Source organism: Stenotrophomonas sp. TWI809, from assembly GCF_039673205.1.
GTDB lineage: Bacteria > Pseudomonadota > Gammaproteobacteria > Xanthomonadales > Xanthomonadaceae > Stenotrophomonas.
Genome location: NZ_JBDJLE010000009.1, coordinates 26162 through 48373 on the forward strand (window position 1 = coordinate 26162; position 22212 = coordinate 48373).

Sequence of the window (22212 nt, forward strand, 5' to 3'; positions counted from 1 at the left end):
GCCGGTCCTCAGCGCGCGTCGCGCACGGCCGGCGCATTGCCGAGGCGGTCCAGATCGCGCGAGACCAGTTGCTGCACGCCGGCCGAGAGGTCACCGAGCAGCCCGCGGATACCGGCCAGCACACGGGTGAAGTGGTTGTAGATCACGACGGCGGGAATCGCCGCGACCAGGCCGAGCGCGGTGGCCAGCAACGCCTCTGCGATACCCGGCGCGACCACGGCCAGATTGGTGGTGTTGGCGTGGGCGATGCCGATGAAACTGTTCATGATCCCCCACACCGTGCCGAACAGGCCGACGAACGGGGCGATCGCGCCGATGCTGGCGAGCAGGCCGACCCCGGTGCGCAGCTGGCGTGCATGCGCCAGTTCGATGCGTTCCAGGCGAGAGGCGACCCGCTCCTTGATCCCGACCGGATCCTGCGCGTCCTGCGAGAGGCGCAGCTCGGTGCGGGCCGCGTCGATCAGGTCATGCGCTGCGCCGTCGTCCAGCAACGGATGCGTCTGCGGCACCGGCAGCTGCGCGGCCTGCAACAGCAGCGCGCGTGCCTGGCGCAGCCGCGTGCGTTGCCGGCCCAGTTCCCAGGTCTTGGCCACCAGCACCGTCCAGGTGGCGATCGAGGCGAGCGCCAGCCCGATCATCACGGTCTGCACGACGCCATCGGCGGCCTGGTACATGCCCCAGGGGGTCAGGTCATGCGGCAGTGCCGCCACGGCGGCAGGAAGAGCGATGGGCAAGGTCATGGGGACGTCATCAGTCAGAGGCATCGCGGCACCGTGCAGCGCCGGAGGCAGGAAAGGGGCGAAGAGTATCGGGGCTAGGCGGTGGGAATCAGTACCGGGCAGACAGCACGTTCAGCGCTCCGGCGGACGGTCGGCCGTGGCCGACGGCCGCGGCGCAGGCCGTGACAGCACATAGGCCGCACTGGCCGCAAAGAACAGGCCGACGCCCACCAGCAGCGGCCAGGACGGATGCGCGCCCCAGCAGAACATGACGAAGCCGAACGCCATGCCGGCGCCAGCGAAGGCCTTGCCCTTGCGGCTGATCGCACCCTGCTCGCGCCACAGGCGCAGCGGTGGACCGTAACGAGGATGCTCGAGCAGCCGACGTTCGAACCTCGGCGAGCTGCGCGCGAAGCAGCCGACGGCCAGGATCAGGAAGATCGTGGTCGGCATCACCGGCAGCAGTGCGCCGATGACGCCCAGCGCCACCATGATCCAGCCCAGGCCGAACCAGAGCCAGCGCATCATGGGCGGCAGCTGTGGCCCGGCGCGACGCGCCTGGAAGGCGCAGCGGTCATGCGAATTCTTCCTCGACATGCCCGTGCACGCTGCGGAACGCCGCATCGGCCGCATCGATCACCTGCTGCTCCTGCGCCTCGGTCAGCGCGACACCATCCAGCGCGGCGGTGAACTCGCGCCAGTGGCGGGCAGCACCATCGGGATGGGCGGCCAGATGGCGCGCGCCAAAACCACTGTCCAGACCCAGCCTGGCAGCCATCTTGTAGAGCACGGTGCCACCGAGGTTGGAGCCTTCGGCGACGTACAGCCAGCCCAGGGCGACCGGCAGCGGCAGGTCGCCATCCAGGTACGTGGATGCCGGGAGCGGCAGGGTCTGTTCCAGGTCGGACAGGTCGCGGGCGATCAGCGGCAGCCGGCGGCGCTCGTCCAGATCGGGCAGCAGTGCATCCAGCGCGGGGTTGCCGTACAGCGCGTCGATATCGCGGTGGAAGCGGTACTGCACGCGCAGGAACTTTGCGAACAGGTCGCGGCTGGCGAAGATGTCGCCGGCCATGATGCGCTTGTCCAGCGCGCCGTGGCTGTCACGGGTGGCCGCCTTGAGACGTTGGCTGCGGGTGGCTTCGGGAGTATCGATGACGATCATGGCACTGCTTGGGTGGGGAAGTGGGGCACGGTTCTCTGTTGAAGACGTCTGGCACGGGGGCAACCCCAAGCCCATTGTCGCGTGATCAGCGGTGCGACCGTCACATGCCACCGTCACGGCCTTGCCCCGATAATACGGACCACGCCCTGCCACTGGAATGACACGATGATCACCACCGAACCGCGCATGACCAATCTGTTCCTGCAGCTCGGGCTGGAGGCCAGCGAGGAGGCGATCGCCGCCTTCATCCGCGACCACCAGCTCTCCAACGATATCCGCCTGATCGAAGCGCCGTACTGGAACGATGGGCAGCGCCAGTTCCTGACCGAGCAGCTGCGCTCGGATGCGGAGTGGGCGATCGTGGTCGATGAGCTCAGCGAAGCCCTGCACGCCGATGCGACCGCGCAGGCCAACGCCGGCTGAGCGATCATGGGCATCTGATGCCGGCCGGCCCAGGATGGGCAGGCTGGATGCACGACAGGGGCCGGCCATGCCGGCCCCTGTCGTGTCCGGGCATCAGTAGCGGTAGGTCAGCGCCAGCCGCACCGTCCGGCCCGGTGCAGGCATCACGCCCAGCGCCAGCGGATCGAGATAGTAGCGGTCGGTCAGGTTGTCCACGTTGAGGTCGACCGCGAACTGCTCGCTGGCCTGCCAGCTGGCGAACAGATCCACGATGGTCGCCGAGCGGTACAGCTGCTGGATCGCCGACAGGCCCACGTTCCATTCCTTGTCCAGCGTGCTGATCGGGCCGGCGTTGTGGATCACCCGGGTGCCGAAGCTCAGGCGCTGGTCGAACAGGCGCGAGCCCAGGGTCAGGTTGACGTTGTAGCGCGGCGGGTTCTGGGTGTTGCTGTAGGACCCTTCGAAGCCACCATCCACGCAGTCCGGCGTGTTCTTCAGTTCCTCGATCTTCCGCTGGATGCCGTAGGCACGACGCTCGGCGGCGATGTCCGGCGCGCAGGTCTTGGCCTGAATGTAGTAGTGCGCGGATAGATCGGCGAACACCATGCCGCTGTCATAGCTGGACTGGAACTCCACGCCGGAGACCTTGAAGCGGTCCACGTTGCGGATCAGCCCCGCCGACAGGGTGCGGTAGTCGCGGGTGATCAGGTCGTCGATGCGCGTGTTGAAGTAGGCCAGCTTGAAGCCGGCCTGGTCGCCCTCGGTGAACAGGCTGTGGCGCACCGTGCTCGCACCGACCTCCCAGGTCCCTGCCCGCTCCGGCTTGAGCTCACCGGTCGGCTTGGCCGCGGTGAACAGGCCCAGGGTCGTCTCGAACAGGCTCGGCAGCTTCACGCCCTCGGCGTACTTCACGTACACCATCGTGTCTTCGTCGAAACGGTAGGCGACGCTGGCACTGGGCATGAACGCGCTGTCGCGCCGACGGATCGGCTGCGACCAGGTCCAGCTGACCGGCACGCTCAGATCCTCCACATCATCGGCGTCGTAGAAGTTCCAGCCGGTGATGTCGGCCACCGTGCCCTTCTCATACGGTGATGCCAGCAGCGAGGCCTCGGTGAACTGGCCGTTGGCATCCGGATACCAGTTGAGCATGGCGATGCGCTTGGCGCGCCATGCCGGAAGATTGGGGTTGCCGTCCAGCAGCTGGGTGTAGCGGTACTGACCGATCACCCCGTACGTTTCCGGCGTGGCCAGGCGATTGCGGTCGTGCACGTTGACGCGGTTGTAGCGGCCACCGAGCACCACTTCCCAATGCTCGTCCGGCTGCCATTTGACCGAGGCCACCGCGCTGTATTCCTTGCGCTCGGCGTTGCGCAGGAAGCGGTTGTTGACCAGGTCGTCGTGCATGACCGGCGAGTGCGGGCCCGGGCCGACGTCCTCGTCGCTGAAGGACAGGCCGTAGTCCAGCGTGAACAACCCGGCGCGACCGTCCAGATGCGTGGTGTTGCCCACATCGAAACCGAGCCGGGTCTGGGTCAGCTCATTGCGGTAGGCATCCTTGTAGCCCGGATCGGTGTTGAACGAGGGGCCGTCGTACCACTCGGTGCGGCGATCGAAGTACCACGGGGTGATGCCGGTCAGGCCGTTGTACATCAGGCTGTCGGCATCGGTGTACCAGAGGTTGGCCTTCAGATCGATCCGCTCGTTGTCCGGGTTGAAGCGGTAGCGCAGGTTGTAGGCATCCATGTCGACATGGCCCGGGTCCCACTGCGGCACGCGGTCGCGGTCCACGCGGATGATCTGCGAGGCCATGATCTCGCCGGCGGTGCCTTCATAACGGCGGTAGCCCGCTTCCAGCGTCTGGTCATCGTCGATGCGCCAGGTGCCCTTGAGCAGGAAGGACTCCGAGCGCGAGGAGGTGTTGAACACCTCGGTATCCGGCGGATTCAACGGCGCCAGCGTGCGCCGGGTCTGTGGAAAGTCGTCGTAGCCGTGCTTGCCGGAGAAATAGTTGCCGTTCTCGCGCCATGCGTAGGCGGCGACCAGGTCGAAGCGATCCCAATGCTTGGCGGTGGCGATGTTGAAGAACTGGCTGCCCAGGGCGCTGCGGTCGGTGCGCGGTGCGGCGTCGTAGGCGGGCACGTTGTTGGCGCTGGCATTGGCCATGCCGGTGCGCACGCGCAGCCCGGCGTCGCGGCCCTCACGCAGCACGTCCGATCTTCAGGGTTTCCATCTCGACCACGCCACCGATGCCGCCGGAGGCGTTGACGCCCAGGCTCGGCCCCTTGGTGATGGTGATGTTGGAGATCAGGTCCGGATCCAGATAGGTGCGCTGCGACTGGCCTGCGTAACCCCGGTAGGTATCCATGGTCGACTGCCCGCCGTCGATGATCACCGGAATGCGGCTCTGGCCCTGGATGCCGCGGATGTTCACGTCCAGCGCGTTGGCGGTGCGCGGATCGCCGGCGGTCACACCGGCCACGCCCTTGACGATGTCCGAGGTGGAGGTGCCGCGAAAGCGCTCGATGGTGGTGCGGTCGATGTAGGCGCTGGAACCGGCGGTGCGGTACACGTCCAGCGCGCGCTCGGCGTCGCTGCCGCCCTCGATGCGATCACCTGCCACGCTGAGCGCATCGGTGACGATCAGGCCGTCGTCGTTGCCGGCCACCCGTGCGCGCTCCAGCGTTACTGCTTCCGGCCCGACCTGGCGCATGTTCAACCCACTGCCCTGCAGCAGGCGCAGCAAGGCCGACGGTGCATCCATCTGCCCGGCCACCGCCGTGGAGGTCAGCCCTTCGGCCAGTGCTGCCGGATAGGCGACCTGGACACCGGATTGCCGCATGTAGGTGCGCAGCGCGTCGGCCAGCGGCTGGGCGGGAATGTCGAAACGCAGCGTGGCCGCAGCGGAGGCCGGGCTGGACTGGGCCAGGGCCGGCAGTGCCGGCGCGGCGGCCAGGCCGGCGCTGAGCAGGGCGATGCAGAGACGTGACGGGCGCAGGCGATGCCCCGCGCGGGTGGAAGTACGCATGAAAAAACCTGTCGAAAGATCAGTGCCGCGGAGGCGGGTCATCCGCACGCAGGTGCGGATGCAGCGGACGTACGTGGCGGCGGCGGGTACGTTATGCCGGGTAAGACGAACGAACAGGTCGCTGCCCCAAGACCAATGCGCCGCCCCCCGACTGGACGCACGCCACGCCGCCTCCGCAGCAGGCCCGCCGCGCTACGGGTGGGTGGCCGGTGCCACGATCGCCACGCCCATCGGCAGGCGGGTCACGCTCAACCCGGCTCTGACCGCCAGGGCATCCAGGGCCTGCTCCGGCCGGTCGATGCGGAAGGCCGCATTGATCGCGGGCAGACTGGCCAGATCTCCGCGCACGAAGGTGGGCCCGGACCGATAGCGCGCGATGCGCCGCACCGCCTCTTCCACCCCGGTTGCGTCGAGCAGCAGTTCGCCCTCACGCCAAGCCGCGATCCTGTCCAGCGCGACGTCTTCCTGCCGTGTGATCCGCCCGCCCGGTGCAAAGCGCGCACGCTGGCCCGCGTCCAGATAGGTCCAGCCACCCCGATCGGCCGCTGCGACCCGGACCCGGCCCTGCGCCACGACGGTGTCCACGTGGTCGCCTTCGCGTGCGACCGCGAACGCCGTGGAAATGTCCTCGATCACCCCGCCCTGCGCATCCACCTGGAATGGGCGCGCCGCGTCGGGTGTCACCTGGAACCACGCTTGGCCGCGCAGCAGCGCGATGCGCCGCACCTGCCCGTCGTAGCGGATGGCGATGGCGCTGTCGGCATCAAGCACGGCGCGGCTGCCATCGGGAAGCACCACGGAGTGGATGGCCGTGCCGCTGCGGTGATCGGCCTGCAGCCGCAACCAGGCTTCCGGCGCCACCCAGGCCAACGCCACCAAGGCGGCCGTGGCCGCGCCAACGGCGGGCCAGCGCAGGCGGCGCGGCGGCCGGCGGGCCACCACCGCCGGGGCCGGTTGCGGCCCGAGACTGCGCCACAGCTGGCGTTCGTATTCGAAGGTGCGCCGGTTGTCCGGCTCGGCCAGCCACTGCTCGAAGGCCTGCATCTGCCCGGGCTCGACCGCACCGGAGGCGAGCCAGGCAATCCAGGCGCGGGCCTGGACGGCAGCAGGGTCGGACGGTGGCAAGGGTCGGGACATCGGAGGCTGTTCGTGCGGGCTCATGGCTGGCAGTGGGTGCGCAGGCGCGCGCGGACGAAGAAGAGGCCGGAAGGGTCGGCATTATGATCAAGACGGATGGGAAACGGGCTTCCCCAAGCCCGGATGCGTGCCGCTCAGCGCCCGCTGCGCGCCCAGGCCAGGCGCTGCAAGGCGCTGCGCACGTGGTTTTCGACGGTCGTCACCGACACGCCCTGGCGCTTGGCGACCTCGACCTGGGTCATGCCCTGCAGGCGGTTGAGGCGGAAGATCGTGCGGGTCGGCTCGGGAAGATGTTCGGCCGCCGCCAGCACGCGCTGCAGGTCGTCCTGCGCCATCGCCTGCTCTTCGGTGGAGAGCACCTCGTCCGGCCCCCACAGGTAATGCTCGGCCAACAGGCGCGTGCGTCGCGTGCGCTCACGGCCGTGGTCGGTGGCCAGATTCGCCGCCAGCCGATACAGGTACGCCCGGGGGTTGCTGATCGGCTGGCCGCCGTCGACACCCCGGGCCTTGAACCAGATTGACTGGATCACATCCTCCGCGCCGCCATCACTGCCCAGAATGCGCTGCACCAGGCGCAGCAACGCCGGGCGTTCGCGTATCAACAGCTCGGTGAGAGTGGTGGCGTTGGAGGACATGGGCCAGTGCACAAAGCGGGACCGCAGGGAGACGGCAACCCGTAAGGCGCGGCATGTTACTCCGCAAATGAGAATGAGTCACGTTTGGCCAAGCCTCATGCCGGTCACAGGCATCCGGTCAACCCTTCGTAGAGATTGGTCGTGGTGCCGGGCAGCCGCACGTGCAGTGGATCGTGCTGTTCCAAGGCCTGGAGCAGTATCGGCAGGGGCGTCCTGGCGGCCAGCGGGACGGGGCAGGCCCAGCTGCGCGCATCGACGATGATCCTCCCGGTCGATCCATCCACCCGCGAGGTGCTGCCGGTAAACGTCCATACGCACTCCTCCACGCCGCCATCGGCGGCGTTGACCGAACAGCGGAAACGCAGTGACTGCAGGTTGTGATACTCCCCTTCGCAGAAGGTATCGCCGCAGACCTCATCGAAGCCGCGGACCAGTCGCGTTTCCAGCGCGAGGAAGCGCTCCCGGCCGGCGGCCGGGGTCGGATAGCTGCGCGCATCGATGAAGGTCTGCGCAGTGGTGCCCCCTGCCGGGAAGCTGGCGGCTGCAAGTACAAGCGCGACGCTCGCGAGGAAGCGGTTCATGGGTGTCTCCTGTGGGACGCGGCAAGCGAACCGCCTTCGCCGAGGCAGCCGAGAAGCGCGTCATGGACCGACCGTCCGGTACCCGGCAGCGGCAGGATCAACGCGTCACGACGTCCCAGGGCGGCATGCAGGGCCTCCACAGGCGTATGCGGGGCCAGTGGCACGGCGCACGCCCAGGTACGGTTGTCTGGCATGACCTTGCCGGTGGCGGCGTCCACCTCCAGGTTGCCGGCCGCAATGACCAGCGCGCATTCCGTCACGGTGCCCGTGGCCGCGTGCACCGAACAGCGGAACTGCAGCAGGACATGGTTGGCATAGACACCCTGGCAATAGGTGACGCCGCACAGGTCATGAAACTCCCGCATCAAGTGGCCCTCGAGGGCGTAGAAACGGTCCCAGTTCGCCTCCTTGTAGGGAAAGTCGACCAGGTCCACGTACGGTCTGGACGAGGCATGGGCCGCGGCGGCCGGGGCCACCAGGCAGAGTGCCGCCGCCATCGAAAGGCCGGCCATCGGGGTCATCTTGGGCATCGCCAGGCTCGGAGTGGGTTCCACGCCATGATCGCCAGCGGCGCCGGGCCCGGCCATCAGGCCTCAACCCAGCGCCGCGTCGGGATGGAAGGCGCCGCTGTGTGGCGATTCTTCCCTGCCTGGCGGACCGATTCGGCGCCCCGGCGGCCAGGCCGCTGCACGTTGGCCGGCAAAGGCATAAAATGGCGGACTTTGCGCCCTACCCCCTCTCAGCTGGAGCACACCCATGGGTCTGGAACTCGTTTCGCCGGGCAAGAACCCGCCGGAAGAAATCAACGTCATCATCGAGATCCCGAAGGATTCCGAGCCGGTGAAGTACGAAGTGGACAAGGAAACCGGCGCGATCTTCGTCGACCGCATCCTCTCCACCCCGATGCGCTACCCCTGCAACTACGGCTACGTGCCGAGCACCCTGTGTGGCGACGGCGATCCGGCCGACGTGCTGGTGGTGCTGCCGCTGCCGCTGGTCCCGGGCTCGGTGGTGCGTTGCCGTCCGGTCGGCGTGCTCAAGATGAGCGATGAGGCCGGCAGCGACGAAAAGATCCTGGCCGTGCCGATCTCCAAGGTCTTCAGTGGCTATGCCCACGTGGAAGACATCGAGCAGGTGTCCAGCCACTGGCTGGAGCGCATCGGCCACTTCTTCGAGCATTACAAGGACCTGGAAAAGGGCAAGTGGGTCAAGCTCGATGGCTGGGGCGGCGCCGCCGAAGCCAAGAAGATCCTGGTCGAAGCGCACCAGCGCTACCTCGGCAACATCGCCTGAGATTGACCGGCATCGCTCCGGCACCGCCTGCCGGAGCGATGTGCATCACGTTTTTCCAATGCGGCACATCACTATTCGTGCCGGATTGGGTACATTGCGTCTCTTCACACCGTCCACGGTGCGTTTCACCGTGGTCAGCCAGGGGACCGTGTCGTGCGCATTCTGCTTGTTGGGGACGAAGCCAGCCTGTCGGCTGAGCTGTTGGAATTCATTGCCGATCTTGGGGAAGAGTGGCAACCGCTGACCGCTGCCGATGGCCAGAGCGCCATGGGCATCGTTGCCGGCTCGCCGGTGGATGCGGTGATCGTGTGCCCGCAGTTGCCCGATCTCAACGCCACCACGCTGCTCGGCCAGATCCGCACGCTGCGCCCTGAGACCATCCGAATCGCACTGGTGGATGCCGAGCACGGCAACCGCCCGCCGCCGGCGCGCCTGATCGGTGTCGCCCACCGCTTCCTGCCGATGCCGCTGGCCCCGGAAGTGCTGCTCGAAGCGCTGACCAGCCTGGAAGAGCTGCGCGAACTGCTCGACAGCGCACGCCTGCGCAGTGCCATCGGCCGGATCGAGAAGCTGCCCTCGCCACCGCACCTGTATCTGTCCCTCACCCAGGCGCTGGAACACGACGACGACACCAATACCGCCGACGTGGCCAAGCTGGTCGCGGCCGACCCGGCCATCGCGGCGAAGGTGCTGCAGTTGTCCAACTCGGCGTTCTTCAACAGCGGCCGGATCATTTCCGACCTGCGCACCGCCGTGACCCGACTGGGACTGTCGACCCTGCGCGACCTGGTGCTGGCCAGCGAAGTGTTCTCGGCCCAACCGCTGTCCGGTGCCGAGCGCAACTCGCTGCAGCAGCGCGCACTGCTGGCCTCGCGCCTGGCCGCCAAACTGCTGCCTGATTCCAGCGCCGAACTGGGCGCCACCGCGGCCCTGCTGGCCGACATCGGCCTGCTGCTGCCGGGCGTGCGCAACGAGCGCACGCCCGAAGACGCGGCCGACAATCGCCCCGGCCATGCCGAGGCGGGCGCCTACCTGCTGGGGCTGTGGGGCCTGCCGATGCCGATCATCGAAGCCGTGGCGTTCCACCTGCAGCCGCATCGCTCCACCACCCGCAGCTTCTGGGTGACCGGTGCGGTCCACGTGGCCCTGGCGCTGATCAACGGTGACCCGGTCGACGAGGAGTATCTGCAGCGGGCCGGCGTGCTCAACAAGCTCCCGCAGTGGCGCGATCACGCCAACGCACTGATGGGGCTGGTGGCCAGCGACGCCTGAGTGTGGGGCGGAGCATGCTTGAAGGATGGCGCGCCCCGTGGCGCGCCATCGTCGTTTCAGCGCTGCGGACAGGCGTCCAGCACGCACAAGCGCCACAGGCGCTCGCACATGGCGGCCGAGCCACCGTCGGCGAGGCATTCGATGCGGACGTCTTCGCAGTAGCGCCCTCCCCCGCAGATGATCAGGCCGGGCGACGCACTGGCCGCGGTTGCCAGGGAGGCAAGCAGAACAGCGGAAATCTTCTGAGCGAGCGTCATTTTCATATCGATCTCTCAATCGTCCACGATTGGACCGATTGACGGTATCAACTGCATTTCCGCTCGAATTGTGAGGCGGATCACCGTTCGCTGAAACTCAGACTTTCCCTACCCCACAACGCAAAGAGGGCGGACCTTGCGGCCCGCCCTCCTTTTTTTACGCCATTGCTTCGATGGATCAGAAGCGCTGGGTGTACTTCAGGTAGTAGAACCGACCGATGTCGAAGCCGCCGTAGTAGGAGAAGCTCGAGTTCGGCTGGCTGTACATCACCGGGCCTTCGTGGTTGAACACGTTGTTCGCGCCAGCCGAGATGGTGGCATCCCACGGGGTGTTGTAACGCACCTGCAGGTCATGGAACGTGTTCGAGCCGGTGTTGCGCACCGGGATCGCCAGCGTGTAGGCCGAGGAGTAGCTCGGGTTGTTGCACTCCGGACCGCCTTCGCGATCGTAGGCGCACTCTTCCTTCAGACCGGAGTAGTAACGCATGCCCCAGTTGACGCCGAAGTTGCCCAGGCTCCAATCGATGTTCAGGTTGGAACGGACGCGGAAGTTGCCGCCCCAGTCGCCCGTGCCCCAGCCGGTGTGCTGCTCGACGGCGGTTTCAGCTTCGTTGTCGCGCTTGTACTCGAGGTAGTCCACATAGGTGGTCTTCCAGTCGATGACGATGTTGCCGAAGGACAGTTCCGGCAGACGGTAACGGATACCCAGGTCGTAACCTGCGGTTTCCTGGTAGCCGCCGTTGATCAGCGTACGGGTCACGTCGACGACCTGGCCCGAATCGGTGTCACGGGTAACACGGTCACAGGCGTTGGCGTTGTTCAGCACGTAGCACTGGTTGAGGATCGAGGTGACCGACTCCGCCGCGATGACGTTGTCGATGCGGATCTTCCACCAGTCCAGGCTGACGTCCAGGCCCTGCACGAAGTTCGGGCTGTACACCAGGCCGACGGTCCAGGTCTTGGAGGTTTCCGGCAGCAGGCCGTCATTGGAACCGGACAGGTACGGATAGTTCGACTGTGCGCCCGGGCCGGTGGCATCGATGCCACCCGACGCTTCCTGACGGAAGTTGGCCGGCACGGCGCCGCCGCAACGGGCAGCGACGTCGGGGTTGCGCACGGCAGCACCGAAGAAGGTGTCGCACGGGTCGGTGTACTTGTCGAAGCTCTGCGAGGTGCCACCGTACAGGTTGGCCACGGTCGGCGCACGGAAGCCGGTGGCATAGGTGCCACGGACCAGCAGGTCGTCGATCGGCTTCCACTTCAGGCCGAACTTGGAGTTCACCGTGTCGCCGAAGGTGTTGTAGTCCGAGTAACGGCCGGCCATGTCGACCGACAGTTCCTTGGCGAACGGCAGATCGGCGAGGATCGGCACGTTCAGTTCCAGGTAGAACTCGTCCAGCTTGTAGCCACCGGCGGTCGGCGCACCGGCCAGGTCGGTGCTCAGGCCCGACTGCAGCAGTGCATCCGGGTTGTACTCGGCGTCTTCTTCGCGGTGCTCGTAGCCGGTCGCGAAGGACAGGTCACCGGCCGGCAGGGTCACGATGGCGCCGCTCAGGTTGGCGCTGTAGACCTTGCTGGTGGTCAGCGAGGTATCGTGGGTCGGCAGGAACAGGTACTTCTGCAGGTCCGGGTTGGACAGCGAACCGTCGGCGGTGGAGCCGTACGGCAGCAGCGGGTTCCACGGGGTGCAGCCGGCGATCGGAGCAGCGGCGGTACCGCACTGGGCGATACCGTTGGCATCCAGGTACGACGGGCCCACGGCATTCTTCACGTTCGGAATGAACAGGTTGCCGGTGCCGGTCTTGACGCCCTTGTTGCGGTTGTAGACGTAGCCCACATCCCAGTCGAAGTACTTGTCGGCGAACTCGAACGAGCCTTCCAGACCACCGCTGAAGCGGAAGGTGTTGAGCTCGGACTTGGTCTGGCGCGGCACTTCCCACGTACGACGCATGAAATCAACGTCGGTATCGAGCGGGTTGAAGACGCTGTCGCCGGACATCTGGGTGTCGTAGGCGGCCGAACGGTACGGGTAGCCGGCGATCTGCTGCAGCGCTTCGCGTTCGGTGTACAGGACGCTGGCGGTACCGCGGATGTTGTCGGTGAAGTCGAACTGACCGTTGGAGAAGACCGAACGACGCTTGATGCCGGTCGACAGGTACATCTGCTGCGACGGGTTGGACAGATCGGCGTTGCCCAGCTCGTGGTAGTCGCCGAAGTTGTTCGAGGCGCCGCCCGGGTTCAGGACGTAGTTGCCATCATCGGTAACCAGCACGCCCTTTTCGGTGATCGCGCTCCAGCCGTTGGTGTCGTCGTCGGTCGGAACCGGATGACGATAGCCGTTGGCAGAGGCGCTGTAGCGACGGTTCTTGGCCAGAACCGGCTCTTCTTCGCTGTACTCGGCGCCAAGGGTGATCGAACCGCGATCGCCGGTCTGGCCGTAGACGAAGTTGTAGGTGGTCTTGTCGCCGTCGCCCTGGCCGTACTGGCCCTTGTAGACGCTGGCTTCCAGGCCGTCGAAATTCTTGCGGGTGATGATGTTCACCACGCCGGCGATCGCGTCGGAACCGTAGATCGCCGAGGCGCCGTCGGTCAGCACTTCGATGCGCTCCACGACCGAGGTCGGGATCGAGGCCAGGTCGGTGTAGCCGCCGGAGCTGACGCCCATGCGCTTGCCGTCGAGCAGCACCAGGGTGCGCTCCGGACCGAGGTTGCGCAGGTCGACGTACTGGCCGCCGACTTCTTCGCCCGAGGACAGCGCATCGGCGCGGCTGATCGCCGGCGAGCCGGTGGCCGACAGGTTCTGCACGATGTCGGCGACGCTGGTGAAGCCCTGCTTCTCGATGTCGGCGCGCTGCAGCGCGATCACCGGCTGCGCGGTTTCAGTGCTGGCCTGACGGATACGCGAACCGGTGACCTGGATGCGGTCCAGGTCGGTCGTGCCGCTTGCTTCCTGAGCCGAAGCAAAGGCCGGCGTCAGGGCAAGCGCAATGCCGGCGGGCAGAAGGCCCAGCCGCACTGCGGGAGTACGAAAATTCATTTATCTCTCCGAGGTACGTTAGTAGCGTGTTAAAAACGCCTCGGAAAGTTACGATTGCGTTGCAGTGAATTATTTGCGGGAGACAACCGAAGACTTTGCCGAATCTGGCGAGAGATTCGCACCGGCCTCACGATAGCGTGACGCAGACAACCCGAAGCGGGCCCGAAACGCCCGTGCGAAGCTGCAGCAGTTGTCAAATCCGCTGGCGGCCGCCACTTCGCCCACCATCATGTCAGTATCGCGCAGCAGATCGGCGGCCCGCTCCAGGCGCAGGCGCGCGGACAGCGATTGCGGACTCTCGGCATACAGGCTCTGGAACGTCTTGGACAGGTACCAGCTGGAGAAGTTGGTCAGCTCGGCCAGCTCACCGATGCGCACCACCCGGTGGCTGTTGCCCTCCAGGTACAGGCGCGCGCGCTGCATGCGTCCAAACACCTGGCGCTTGCGGCTGCGGGAGCGGCCCGGGCAACGCTGCACGCCGGTCGCCATGCCCTGCTGCAGGGCCGCCAGGTGCAACAGCACCGGGCGCAGCGCCTGGGTCGGGTGGCCGCTGGCCAGCACATCACGCCACAGGCGCAGCGCGACACGGGCATCGCTGCGGCTCATGCTGCCGCGGCCGGCGTAGAGGCTGCAGTCGGTAAGCTCACCCAGCGCGCGCAGTGCGTCCGGGGCCAGGCTCAGGCCGATGCACAGGCCATCGCGACCGGCCTGGACCATCGGGCGGGATTCCTTCTCGAAGGCGATCCACTCACGTTGGCGCAGCCGGAAGCGCCCCTCTTTGGATTCCACCCATGCGCTGCCGCGCAGCTGGATCCACACCGTGAAGGTCGTGCCAGGGCTCTGCAGGCTGCCCAAGCGTGCCACGCCCAGGCAGGTTGGCAGGGGACCGTCGTCGACGACCTTGTCCAGAGAGAGCGCTTGACCGCGATCGGCCAGGGAGAGCTGACGCATGACGACACCGTGAGTTTGCCTTTGCTGGCCTGCAGTGTTGCCAAATCAGGCCACTGCCTCAGGAAGTCCTGGCGAGATTGATCCGAATTCGAGGCGAGAACCTTACGAAGAACTTACGAAGGGTCTTTCGTCTTGAAAATCATGGACTTGACGAAGCCGGGGAACAGCGACGGGACGCGCTCGGGAAGCGACATCACGCCAATGTCCGTGCCATCGGCCACGGCCAGGGCCAAGTACAGCGCCTCGCCGCCCGGGCCCGCGCTGAATCCATTGCTGGCACTCAGCCGCTCCGCGTCCAGGCAGTGCTCCTGGTCGGCGACCGGCTGTGCGATGCGCGTGAATACGGTCGCGCAATCGGCACGGTTGGACAGGTAGTCGATGCTGCCCTGCGCCGATACGGTCCAGGTGCGATAGCGCCAGCGCGTGGGCCGGTCTTCACTGATCTGGCGGATGCTGCCCGGCGTCAGGGCGGCATCGGCCTGCCACAGCCCCCCGGCCGAGAGGCGGGTGAACAGCACACGTTCGCCGGCGATGTCATAGCGTGCCTGCGAGACCCCCTCGATGCTGCCGAGCAGGCGCCATGGCGTCACGCTGCGATCGAACAGGGACAAGCGCATGCGTTCGTCACGGTCGCGCTCCACCACCAGCAGCTGCTGCCCATCCCTGCCGTACAGCGCCTGCAGCGGCTGCCGTACCGGCACGGGCAGGCGCACGGTCTGCTCATCGCGCGGAGACACCTCATAGATGCCGGGGTTGGCATGTTCATCGCGGCCCAGCACCAGCACGCGTTTACCGTCGTGCGACCAGTCGGAGGACTGGCGCGCCTCAGGCCGCAGCCCTTCGATCGGACGCAGCGACTCCGGCCGCTGCATGTCGGCCCACCACAGCGCGTAGCTGCCCGAACGGTCCGACGAAAACACGATCTGCTGGCCATCCGGCGACACCATCGGCTGCGCATCGCGTCCACTGGAGGGGAACAAGCGCTCCGGTGCGCCCAGCCCCCCGGCCGTCACCGGAACCCGGAACAGGCCGAACTGCGGGCGGCGGTGCACGAAGGCGAGCATGTCGCCGGTGCGCGAAACAGTCGGCGACTGCGCATCGTCCAGGCCGACATCACGCAGCACGCGGGTGTAGGTATCCAGTTCATACAGGCGCGATTCGCTGTCGACGCGGCGGCCGAACACGAGGTGGCGGCTGTCGCTGCGCCAGGCCCAGCCACGGATCTCCGCCGAATCGTCGGTCAGCTGCTCCGGGGTGCCCCCTTCGGCAGGCATCCGCCACAGATCGCCGATCTGGGGATTGCGGACGAAGACGATCCAGCGACCGTCCGGCGAATAGCGTGGCGCGTACTCGAAGTTGTCACGGCCGAGATCGTAATCGAGCGACTGCCATCGTCCGCTGGCGATATCCAGAGTGCGGATACCGCGCTGCGCATACCGGCCAGACAGCGAGCCGAACACCAGACCCCGCCCATCGGGCGTCCAATCGAAGCTGAGCAGTTCGGTCCCGTCGCACCGGGTGACATGGCGCACTGCGCCGCCGGTCGCACTGGCGATCAGCACTTCGCAACTCTCGGCAGGGCCGAACCGGGCGAACGCAATCTCACGACCGTCGGGCGACCAGCTCGGGAACCGGTCGGACATTCCCTTGGGAGGCTCGACCAACGGGCGGGCAGGCGTATTGCCGGAGGTCTGCACTTTGATGACGCTGCCCGGGCGGCTGGGCACATCGGCCTCATAGGCGATCTGCGATCCATCCGGGGACAATGTGGGATATGTCTCGAACCCTGCCGTTGCGGTAATCAGCCGGTAAGGCCGCTGCGGGCTGCCGATCACCCGCGTGCCATCTTCCACCGCCGCGTCCACCGCCGAGGCGGGCGGATCGCGCTGCATCAGCATTCCTGCCATCACCAGCAGCGCCACCAGCATCGCCATGCCGACCGCCACCACCGCATAGCGACGCAGGCGACGCCGACGGCGTTTGATCGGGTCCAGCTCGGTCAGCACCGGCGGCAATGCCGCAGGCACTTCAGCCACGGTGAGCACGCTTGCGGCCGGCTGCTGGAGGTCAGGCTCGATCAGCAGTGCAGGCGCGGCATCCTCGACCACGCTGACGGCCACCAGAAGCCGGTAACCGGTCTTGGCGATGGTTTCGATATAGGGCGAGGCCGCGTCATCATCGCTGGCGAACGCCTTGCGCAGCTGGGTCACCGCCTGGGTCAGCACGTCGTTGGTCGGCAGGGTATCCGGCCAGACCTCCGCGAACAGTTCATCCCGGGTCACGACGGCGCCCGGCGATCGCAGCAGCATCCTGAGCACGCCCAGCGCCTTGGGTGTGAGCCGACGTGGGCGACGCATGCCTTCGCTCATCACTTCCCGCGAGGAGAAAGTGACGATGAAGTCGCCGATTCGAATCACATCGGCGGAGGGGCGCTCACTGTCGTTGCTGATCATCCAGAACACGTGGAAATGCAAAAAAACCACTGGAATTCACGCGATCGTCACAATCGATACAGCCAGACGAACCGCCAGATTCCGCACACGCCATCGGCGCAAACCGCAAAAACACCAAGGCGCGCGAATACTAGCCTATGCCGGTTAACCACGCCTATGCGCGCGGGTGACGACAGGCTCTCTCTCGCCGATGAATTCACATAAATCGCATCACCATTCGCGCCTTCTGGCGCGAATTTTTTATCCTGGATTCAGTTTCGTGCACGCGCCAGCATGGTCAGCCCGACGAGCCGCGAGACCACCAGGGCAACGTACATCACGCCTGAAAACTGCTCCAGCATTACCAATGCGCGCGCCTGGGAATGGATCGGCACGACGTCGCTCAACCCCACCCCGGACAACAAGCTGAAGCTGAGATAAAGCAGCTCCATCCAGGTCCTCAATTCGCTCTCGCTGGTCGCCACGAAACTGCCCGGGTACCACTGCTGGCAGACCGCGAACGCGAAGGCGAAGGCCCAGGCCAAAAGCGTGAACGTGGCGCCCGCAGCGAACAGTTCGTCACGGGTCACCTTGTGGTCCTGCAGCATGTAGGCAATCAGGCTGCCGGCCGTATAGAAATACAGCAGGCATTCGAGCAGCTGTGCGGTGGTGACCAGTGCCGGGCGCTCCAGCAGGGCGCCTGCAATGGAGAACACCACCGAGGGAATCGCCAGCACCAGCGCCACCCACATTCCAAGCGGACTGCGCCGCACCACCCACAGCGCCAGGCCGAGCACGGCGATGCCGAACGCGCCGAACAGCGCGCGGCTGGCGCCGGCCTCGTCCATCGCGGGGTAAAGCAGCACGCCCAGCAGCTGCACGGCCAACAACCAGGCCGAGGGATGCCGGCGCGCGATGGCCAGCCATTTGGTGCTGCGTGCTATCGCCATTGTGGTCCCCCACCCCTGCCTGGTCGCGCCGAGCTTAGCCGGAATCGTGCGCGCGCCGGATGATGGCCGGGACGGCGTGCCCGCCCCGGCCGATGCGTCACTCCTGCCGATACACCTCTGCGCCCAGATCGCGGAACTGTGCGGACTTTTCGGCCATGCCGGCCTCCAGCGCCGTGCGCTCATCCAGGCCCTGCCCCGCTGCATAGTCACGCACGTCCTGGGTGATTTTCATCGAGCAGAAGTGCGGGCCGCACATCGAGCAGAAGTGGGCCAGCTTGTGCGCGTCCTTGGGCAGCGTTTCGTCGTGGAACTCCTTGGCCTTCTCCGGATCCAGCCCGAGATGGAACTGGTCTTCCCAGCGGAATTCGAAGCGTGCCTTGCTCAGCGCGTTGTCACGCACCTGCGCGCCGGGATGGCCCTTGGCCAGGTCCGAGGCGTGCGCGGCGATGCGGTAGGCCATGATGCCGTCGCGCACGTCCTGGCGGTTGGGCAGACCCAGGTGCTCTTTGGGCGTGACGTAACAGAGCATCGCCGTGCCGTACCAGCCGATCATGGCCGCGCCGATCGCACTGGTGATGTGGTCGTAGCCCGGGGCGATATCGGTGGTCAGCGGGCCGAGTGTGTAGAACGGCGCCTCACCGCACTCACGCAGCTGCTTGTCCATGTTTTCCTTGATCAGCTGCATCGGCACGTGGCCGGGGCCTTCGATCATGGTCTGCACGTCGTGCTTCCAGGCGATCTTGGTCAACTCACCCAGCGTTTCCAGCTCACCGAACTGCGCCGCGTCGTTGGCGTCGGCGATGCACCCCGGGCGCAGGCCGTCGCCAAGCGAGAAGGTCACGTCGTAGGCCTTCATGATCTCGCAGATGTCTTCGAAGTGGGTGTACAGGAAGTTTTCCTTGTGGTGTGCCAGGCACCACTTGGCCATGATCGAGCCGCCCCGCGAGACGATCCCGGTCACGCGCCCGGCGGTCAACGGCACATAGCGCAGCAGCACACCGGCATGGATGGTGAAGTAGTCCACGCCCTGCTCGGCCTGCTCGATCAGCGTGTCGCGGAAGATGTCCCAGGTGAGTTCCTCCGCGCGGCCATCGACCTTTTCCAGTGCCTGGTAGATCGGCACGGTGCCAATGGCCACCGGCGAGTTGCGCAGGATCCATTCGCGGGTCTCGTGGATGTGCTTGCCGGTGGACAGGTCCATCACGGTGTCACCGCCCCAGCGGATCGCCCAGACCAGCTTTTCCACTTCCTCGGCGATGCCCGAGGAAACCGCGCTGTTGCCGATGTTGGCGTTGATCTTGGTGAGGAAGTTGCGGCCGATGATCATCGGTTCGCTTTCCGGGTGGTTGATATTGTTGGGCAGCACCGCACGGCCGCGGGCGATTTCATCGCGGACAAATTCCGGTGTGATGCGCGCCGGGATGGACGCGCCGAAGGCTTCGCCGGGATGCTGCCTGAGCAGCGCGGCATCGACGATGGCCTCGAGACGCTGGTTTTCGCGGATGGCGACGAATTCCATCTCCGGGGTGATGATGCCGCGGCGTGCGTAGTGCATCTGCGTGACGTTGGCACCGGCCCGCGCGCGCCGTGGCTGCAGCCGCGACGGGAAGCGCACCGCATCCAGGCGCGCATCGGTTTCGCGGGAGCGGCCAAATGCCGAGCTCAGGCCATCGAGCACATCAGTATCGCCCCGCTCGGCCACCCAGCCGGCACGCAACGGCGGCAGTCCCACGGAGAGGTCGATCCGCGCATTCGGATCGGTATACGGGCCAGACGTGTCGTACACGGTGACCGGCGCGTTCTCTTCCCCACCAAACAGGGTCGGCGTGCGGGTCAGCACGATCTCGCGCATTGGCACCAGCAGGTCGCTGCGTGAGCCGGGCACATGGATCTTACGTGAGCCGGGAATCGGGCGGGTGACCGATTCGGACAATTGCTGGGCCTGCTGCTGCAGGGAGGAAAGCGCTGCGTTCATGACGTCGTCCTGGATCGGGTCCCGCCCGGGAATGGGCGGAACGGACGAAGCGGCGGCGCACGGCAGACGCAACACGGGCGGTCTTCGGGCGGGGCAGCCCTACGGCGCAGTGCATCAGCAATTGCGAAGCTTCCCTACGCCGGTATCAACCGGATCAGGTTCGAAGGGACTGTCTCAACCTTGGCCACTGGGCCGCGGTACCCCCGCTTCGGGGCGAATTAGAGCACAAAGCGATGACCCTCGGCGCGCTGGGACAGACCAACCAAGCTGCTTGGCCCTGGGTGTGAACAGCGCGCCGACATCCGATGCACTACGATGCTGCAGCGCAGTATGCGGTGCGATCAGGGGTAGCGTCCCGATCACGCGCGCATTGCGCATTGTTCGACGCCATTGACGTCCGTACTGACCGGCCTCGACCGGCTTGATCCGCCCCAGTCGTTGCCGCCGTGCCGCTGGAGATTGCAAGCCTCGGCTCGCCCCTACTGATCGGAGACACGCCTGCATGGTGTTCCGCATTTCCATCGCACTGGTCGCACTGCTGGTGCTGATCGCCGGCCTCGCGCCGGGCCCCTTCAACGAGGTCGTCCAGAGCGGCCTGTCCACCATCATCCGCAGTACCGGCTGGCTGTACCTGCTGGTGGTGTTCATCACCCTGTCGTTCCTGATGTACCTGGCCTTCGGCCGCTTCGGTTCACTGCGCATCGGCGGCGAAGATGCCGAACCCGACTTCTCCAACGCGAGCTGGATGTCGATGCTGTTCGCGGCCGGCATGGGCATCGGCCTGGTGTTCTGGGGCGCGGCCGAGCCGATCTCGCATTTCGTGAAGCCACCGGAAGGGTTGGCCCCGCAAAGCATGGAGGCGGCGCGCGCATCGATGCGCTATGCGTTCTTCCACTGGGGCCTGCATCCCTGGGCGATCTACGCCCTGATCGGCCTGGCGATGGCGTGGTTCCAGTTCAACCGCAACGGCCGCGGGCTGATCAGTGATCTGCTGCAGCCGATCATCGGTGCGCATCACCGGGGCTGGATGGGCACTGTCGTCAACGTCGCTGCAGTGGTCGCCACGGCGATCGGTGTGGCAACGACGCTGGGCTTCGGCACGATCCAGATCGCCGCCGGTCTCGAGCGCGTGTTCGGCATCCAGGCCTCGGTGCCGGTGCAGCTGACCATCATCGCGGTGGCGTTCGTGCTGTACATGGCCTCCACCACCAGCGGCGTCAACCGTGGCATCAAGTGGCTCTCCAACTTCAACCTGGGTCTGGCGGCGGTACTGCTGGCGCTGGTGATGGTGCTGGGGCCCACCGGTTTCATCTTCGATACGTTCACTACCACGATTGGGTCCTACCTCAACTCGCTGGTCACCATGAGCCTGCGCATGTCGCCGTTCTCGGGCAGCACCTGGGTGGCGGACTGGACGATCTTCTACTGGGCCTGGTGGATCGCATGGGCACCGTTCGTGGGCTCGTTCATCGCCCGCGTGTCGCGGGGGCGCAGCATCCGCGAGTTCGTGCTGGGCGTGGTGATCGCACCGAGCGTGCTGGGCTTCCTGTGGTTCTCGGTATTCGGCGGCACCGCGCTGTGGTCGCAGATCTTCGGCCACGTGGACCTGGCGCAGGCGCTGGGCAATGGCTACGAGACGGTGCTGTTCACGATGTTCGACAGCCTGCCGATGCCGACGGTGTTGTCGGTGATCGCGCTGGTATTGCTGATGATCTTCTTCGTGACCTCGGCCGATTCGGCGGTGCTGGTGCTGGCCACGATGTCGACCGAGGAAGCCGGCGATCCGCCGCTGGCGCGCCGGATGGTGTGGGGCGTGGCGATTGCGTTGATCGCGGGCGTGCTGCTGTTGGCCGGTGGCCTCAACGCGCTGCAGGGGATGATCACGATCGCGGCACTGCCGTTTGCGTTGTTGATGTTGGCGGTGATGTGGTCGTTGTACCGGGTGCTGGACATGGAGCATGCGCTGCAGCGACGCCGTGCACAGCGCGCGCGGCGGTTGATGGATGAGTGGATCGAGCGGGAAATCGCGGCGCAGGAAGAAACACGCGATGAGGCGGCTCGGGCGCCTTAGGGTGGCTGGGTTGGTCGCTTAGAGCGGCACGCTCCCGGGCTATCGGTGGGCGGGCCGGGGCGGTTGGGTTGGCGGGACACGCCGTGAATCCGTCCTTGGAGGCTCATGTCGCGCCATCCATGGCGCTCATGGTGCCGACAACCCACCCGCCCCGTCCCGCTCACAGTTTCAAGGTGGTTCTGGGGAGAGCCGCCGGGCCAAGCTCTGCGCAGCAGCGTGCACCTGACGCCTTGGCTCCTGGTTGAGGCAAAGCAGCCACGCATGGCGTGGCTCTACCGCTTCGGCCGTGTTCGCTTTTGCCATGCGCACC

General features: G+C 66.3%; 17 protein-coding genes, 1 pseudogene and 1 riboswitch. Of the genes and pseudogenes, 4 read left to right on the forward strand and 14 right to left on the reverse strand.

Features of this window, described 5'->3' with window-relative positions:
- Positions 1–8: 8 nt before the first annotated feature.
- The 3 genes from exbB to ABE472_RS09140 form a co-directional block, all read right to left on the reverse strand.
- Complete coding sequence (exbB, locus tag ABE472_RS09130) at positions 9–740, reverse strand: tonB-system energizer ExbB (protein ID WP_346466042.1); 732 nt, start codon at positions 738–740, stop codon at positions 9–11.
- Positions 741–851: 111 nt separating this feature from the next.
- The gene (locus ABE472_RS09135; RefSeq protein WP_313209200.1) at positions 852–1244 is read right to left on the reverse strand and encodes a YbaN family protein; all 393 of its coding nucleotides are present in this window, start codon (positions 1242–1244) and stop codon (positions 852–854) included.
- 49 nt (positions 1245–1293) lie between these two features.
- On the reverse strand, positions 1294–1881 hold the full coding sequence (locus ABE472_RS09140; RefSeq protein WP_346464117.1) for a biliverdin-producing heme oxygenase: 588 nt from the start codon (positions 1879–1881) through the stop codon (positions 1294–1296).
- 165 nt (positions 1882–2046) lie between these two features.
- Here ABE472_RS09140 and ABE472_RS09145 point away from each other — a divergent pair, with 165 nt between their 5' ends.
- Positions 2047–2304, forward strand: coding sequence for a DUF2789 domain-containing protein (locus ABE472_RS09145; protein WP_019183827.1), 258 nt, complete (start codon positions 2047–2049; stop codon positions 2302–2304).
- 93 nt (positions 2305–2397) lie between these two features.
- Here ABE472_RS09145 and ABE472_RS09150 read toward each other — a convergent pair.
- From ABE472_RS09150 to ABE472_RS09170, 5 genes and pseudogenes are all read right to left on the reverse strand, one after another.
- Positions 2398–5311, reverse strand: a pseudogene (locus ABE472_RS09150) (TonB-dependent receptor).
- 192 nt (positions 5312–5503) lie between these two features.
- Positions 5504–6448 carry a FecR domain-containing protein gene (locus tag ABE472_RS09155; protein ID WP_346466043.1) on the reverse strand — a complete coding sequence of 315 codons (945 nt, stop codon included), beginning with the start codon at positions 6446–6448 and terminating at the stop codon, positions 5504–5506.
- Positions 6449–6582: 134 nt separating this feature from the next.
- Positions 6583–7083, reverse strand: coding sequence for a sigma-70 family RNA polymerase sigma factor (locus tag ABE472_RS09160; RefSeq protein ID WP_070473580.1), 501 nt, complete (start codon positions 7081–7083; stop codon positions 6583–6585).
- A gap of 104 nt (positions 7084–7187) precedes the next feature.
- On the reverse strand, positions 7188–7664 hold the full coding sequence (locus ABE472_RS09165; RefSeq protein WP_346466044.1) for a hypothetical protein: 477 nt from the start codon (positions 7662–7664) through the stop codon (positions 7188–7190).
- A complete protein-coding gene (locus ABE472_RS09170; RefSeq protein ID WP_237740305.1) occupies positions 7661–8194 on the reverse strand; it encodes a hypothetical protein in 534 nt (177 codons plus the stop codon). Before ABE472_RS09170 ends, ABE472_RS09165 begins: the two co-directional genes overlap by 4 nt.
- A 226-nt stretch (positions 8195–8420) precedes the next feature.
- On the opposite strand from ABE472_RS09170, the gene ppa reads away from it, so the two are divergent.
- The gene (gene ppa, locus ABE472_RS09175) at positions 8421–8957 is read left to right on the forward strand and encodes an inorganic diphosphatase (protein ID WP_019183821.1); all 537 of its coding nucleotides are present in this window, start codon (positions 8421–8423) and stop codon (positions 8955–8957) included.
- Positions 8958–9110: 153 nt separating this feature from the next.
- Positions 9111–10229: an HDOD domain-containing protein gene (locus ABE472_RS09180; protein ID WP_019183820.1), complete on the forward strand. Its 1119-nt coding sequence runs from the start codon at positions 9111–9113 to the stop codon at positions 10227–10229.
- Positions 10230–10285: 56 nt separating this feature from the next.
- On the opposite strand, the gene ABE472_RS09185 is transcribed toward ABE472_RS09180, so the two are convergent.
- From ABE472_RS09185 to thiC, 6 genes are all read right to left on the reverse strand, one after another.
- Positions 10286–10492: a hypothetical protein gene (locus ABE472_RS09185; protein ID WP_019183819.1), complete on the reverse strand. Its 207-nt coding sequence runs from the start codon at positions 10490–10492 to the stop codon at positions 10286–10288.
- Positions 10493–10664: 172 nt separating this feature from the next.
- Entirely contained in the window at positions 10665–13523 is a 2859-nt protein-coding gene (locus ABE472_RS09190) for a TonB-dependent receptor (RefSeq protein ID WP_026069877.1), read from the reverse strand.
- A 69-nt stretch (positions 13524–13592) separates the two neighbouring features.
- Positions 13593–14474, reverse strand: coding sequence for a helix-turn-helix transcriptional regulator (locus tag ABE472_RS09195; RefSeq protein WP_019183817.1), 882 nt, complete (start codon positions 14472–14474; stop codon positions 13593–13595).
- 113 nt (positions 14475–14587) lie between these two features.
- Positions 14588–16927: a winged helix-turn-helix domain-containing protein gene (locus ABE472_RS09200; protein ID WP_346466079.1), complete on the reverse strand. Its 2340-nt coding sequence runs from the start codon at positions 16925–16927 to the stop codon at positions 14588–14590.
- 251 nt (positions 16928–17178) lie between these two features.
- A complete protein-coding gene (locus ABE472_RS09205; protein ID WP_019183815.1) occupies positions 17179–17856 on the reverse strand; it encodes an ion channel in 678 nt (225 codons plus the stop codon).
- A 97-nt stretch (positions 17857–17953) separates the two neighbouring features.
- Positions 17954–19831 (reverse strand): phosphomethylpyrimidine synthase ThiC, encoded by a 1878-nt coding sequence (gene thiC, locus ABE472_RS09210; protein WP_346466045.1) that lies wholly within the window; start codon positions 19829–19831, stop codon positions 17954–17956.
- Between the two features lie 113 nt (positions 19832–19944).
- A riboswitch (TPP riboswitch) is annotated at positions 19945–20046 on the reverse strand.
- A 287-nt stretch (positions 20047–20333) separates the two neighbouring features.
- On the opposite strand from thiC, the gene ABE472_RS09215 reads away from it, so the two are divergent.
- Positions 20334–21902, forward strand: coding sequence for a BCCT family transporter (locus ABE472_RS09215; RefSeq protein WP_346466046.1), 1569 nt, complete (start codon positions 20334–20336; stop codon positions 21900–21902).
- The last annotated feature ends 310 nt before the right edge of the window (positions 21903–22212 follow it).

What these genes read in the sequence shown, in the direction of transcription:
- exbB (WP_346466042.1), bottom strand. Translation starts at nt 740, where the DNA reads ATGACCTTGCCCATCGCTCTTCCTGCCGCCGTGGCGGCACTGCCGCAT.
- ABE472_RS09135 (WP_313209200.1), bottom strand. Translation starts at nt 1,244, where the DNA reads ATGCGCTGGCTCTGGTTCGGCCTGGGCTGGATCATGGTGGCGCTGGGC.
- ABE472_RS09140 (WP_346464117.1), bottom strand. Translation starts at nt 1,881, where the DNA reads ATGATCGTCATCGATACTCCCGAAGCCACCCGCAGCCAACGTCTCAAG.
- ABE472_RS09145 (WP_019183827.1), top strand. Translation starts at nt 2,047, where the DNA reads ATGATCACCACCGAACCGCGCATGACCAATCTGTTCCTGCAGCTCGGG.
- ABE472_RS09155 (WP_346466043.1), bottom strand. Translation starts at nt 6,448, where the DNA reads ATGTCCCGACCCTTGCCACCGTCCGACCCTGCTGCCGTCCAGGCCCGC.
- ABE472_RS09160 (WP_070473580.1), bottom strand. Translation starts at nt 7,083, where the DNA reads ATGTCCTCCAACGCCACCACTCTCACCGAGCTGTTGATACGCGAACGC.
- ABE472_RS09165 (WP_346466044.1), bottom strand. Translation starts at nt 7,664, where the DNA reads ATGAACCGCTTCCTCGCGAGCGTCGCGCTTGTACTTGCAGCCGCCAGC.
- ABE472_RS09170 (WP_237740305.1), bottom strand. Translation starts at nt 8,194, where the DNA reads ATGCCCAAGATGACCCCGATGGCCGGCCTTTCGATGGCGGCGGCACTC.
- ppa (WP_019183821.1), top strand. Translation starts at nt 8,421, where the DNA reads ATGGGTCTGGAACTCGTTTCGCCGGGCAAGAACCCGCCGGAAGAAATC.
- ABE472_RS09185 (WP_019183819.1), bottom strand. Translation starts at nt 10,492, where the DNA reads ATGAAAATGACGCTCGCTCAGAAGATTTCCGCTGTTCTGCTTGCCTCC.
- ABE472_RS09190 (WP_026069877.1), bottom strand. Translation starts at nt 13,523, where the DNA reads ATGAATTTTCGTACTCCCGCAGTGCGGCTGGGCCTTCTGCCCGCCGGC.
- ABE472_RS09195 (WP_019183817.1), bottom strand. Translation starts at nt 14,474, where the DNA reads ATGCGTCAGCTCTCCCTGGCCGATCGCGGTCAAGCGCTCTCTCTGGAC.
- ABE472_RS09200 (WP_346466079.1), bottom strand. Translation starts at nt 16,927, where the DNA reads ATGATCAGCAACGACAGTGAGCGCCCCTCCGCCGATGTGATTCGAATC.
- ABE472_RS09205 (WP_019183815.1), bottom strand. Translation starts at nt 17,856, where the DNA reads ATGGCGATAGCACGCAGCACCAAATGGCTGGCCATCGCGCGCCGGCAT.
- thiC (WP_346466045.1), bottom strand. Translation starts at nt 19,831, where the DNA reads ATGAACGCAGCGCTTTCCTCCCTGCAGCAGCAGGCCCAGCAATTGTCC.
- ABE472_RS09215 (WP_346466046.1), top strand. Translation starts at nt 20,334, where the DNA reads ATGGTGTTCCGCATTTCCATCGCACTGGTCGCACTGCTGGTGCTGATC.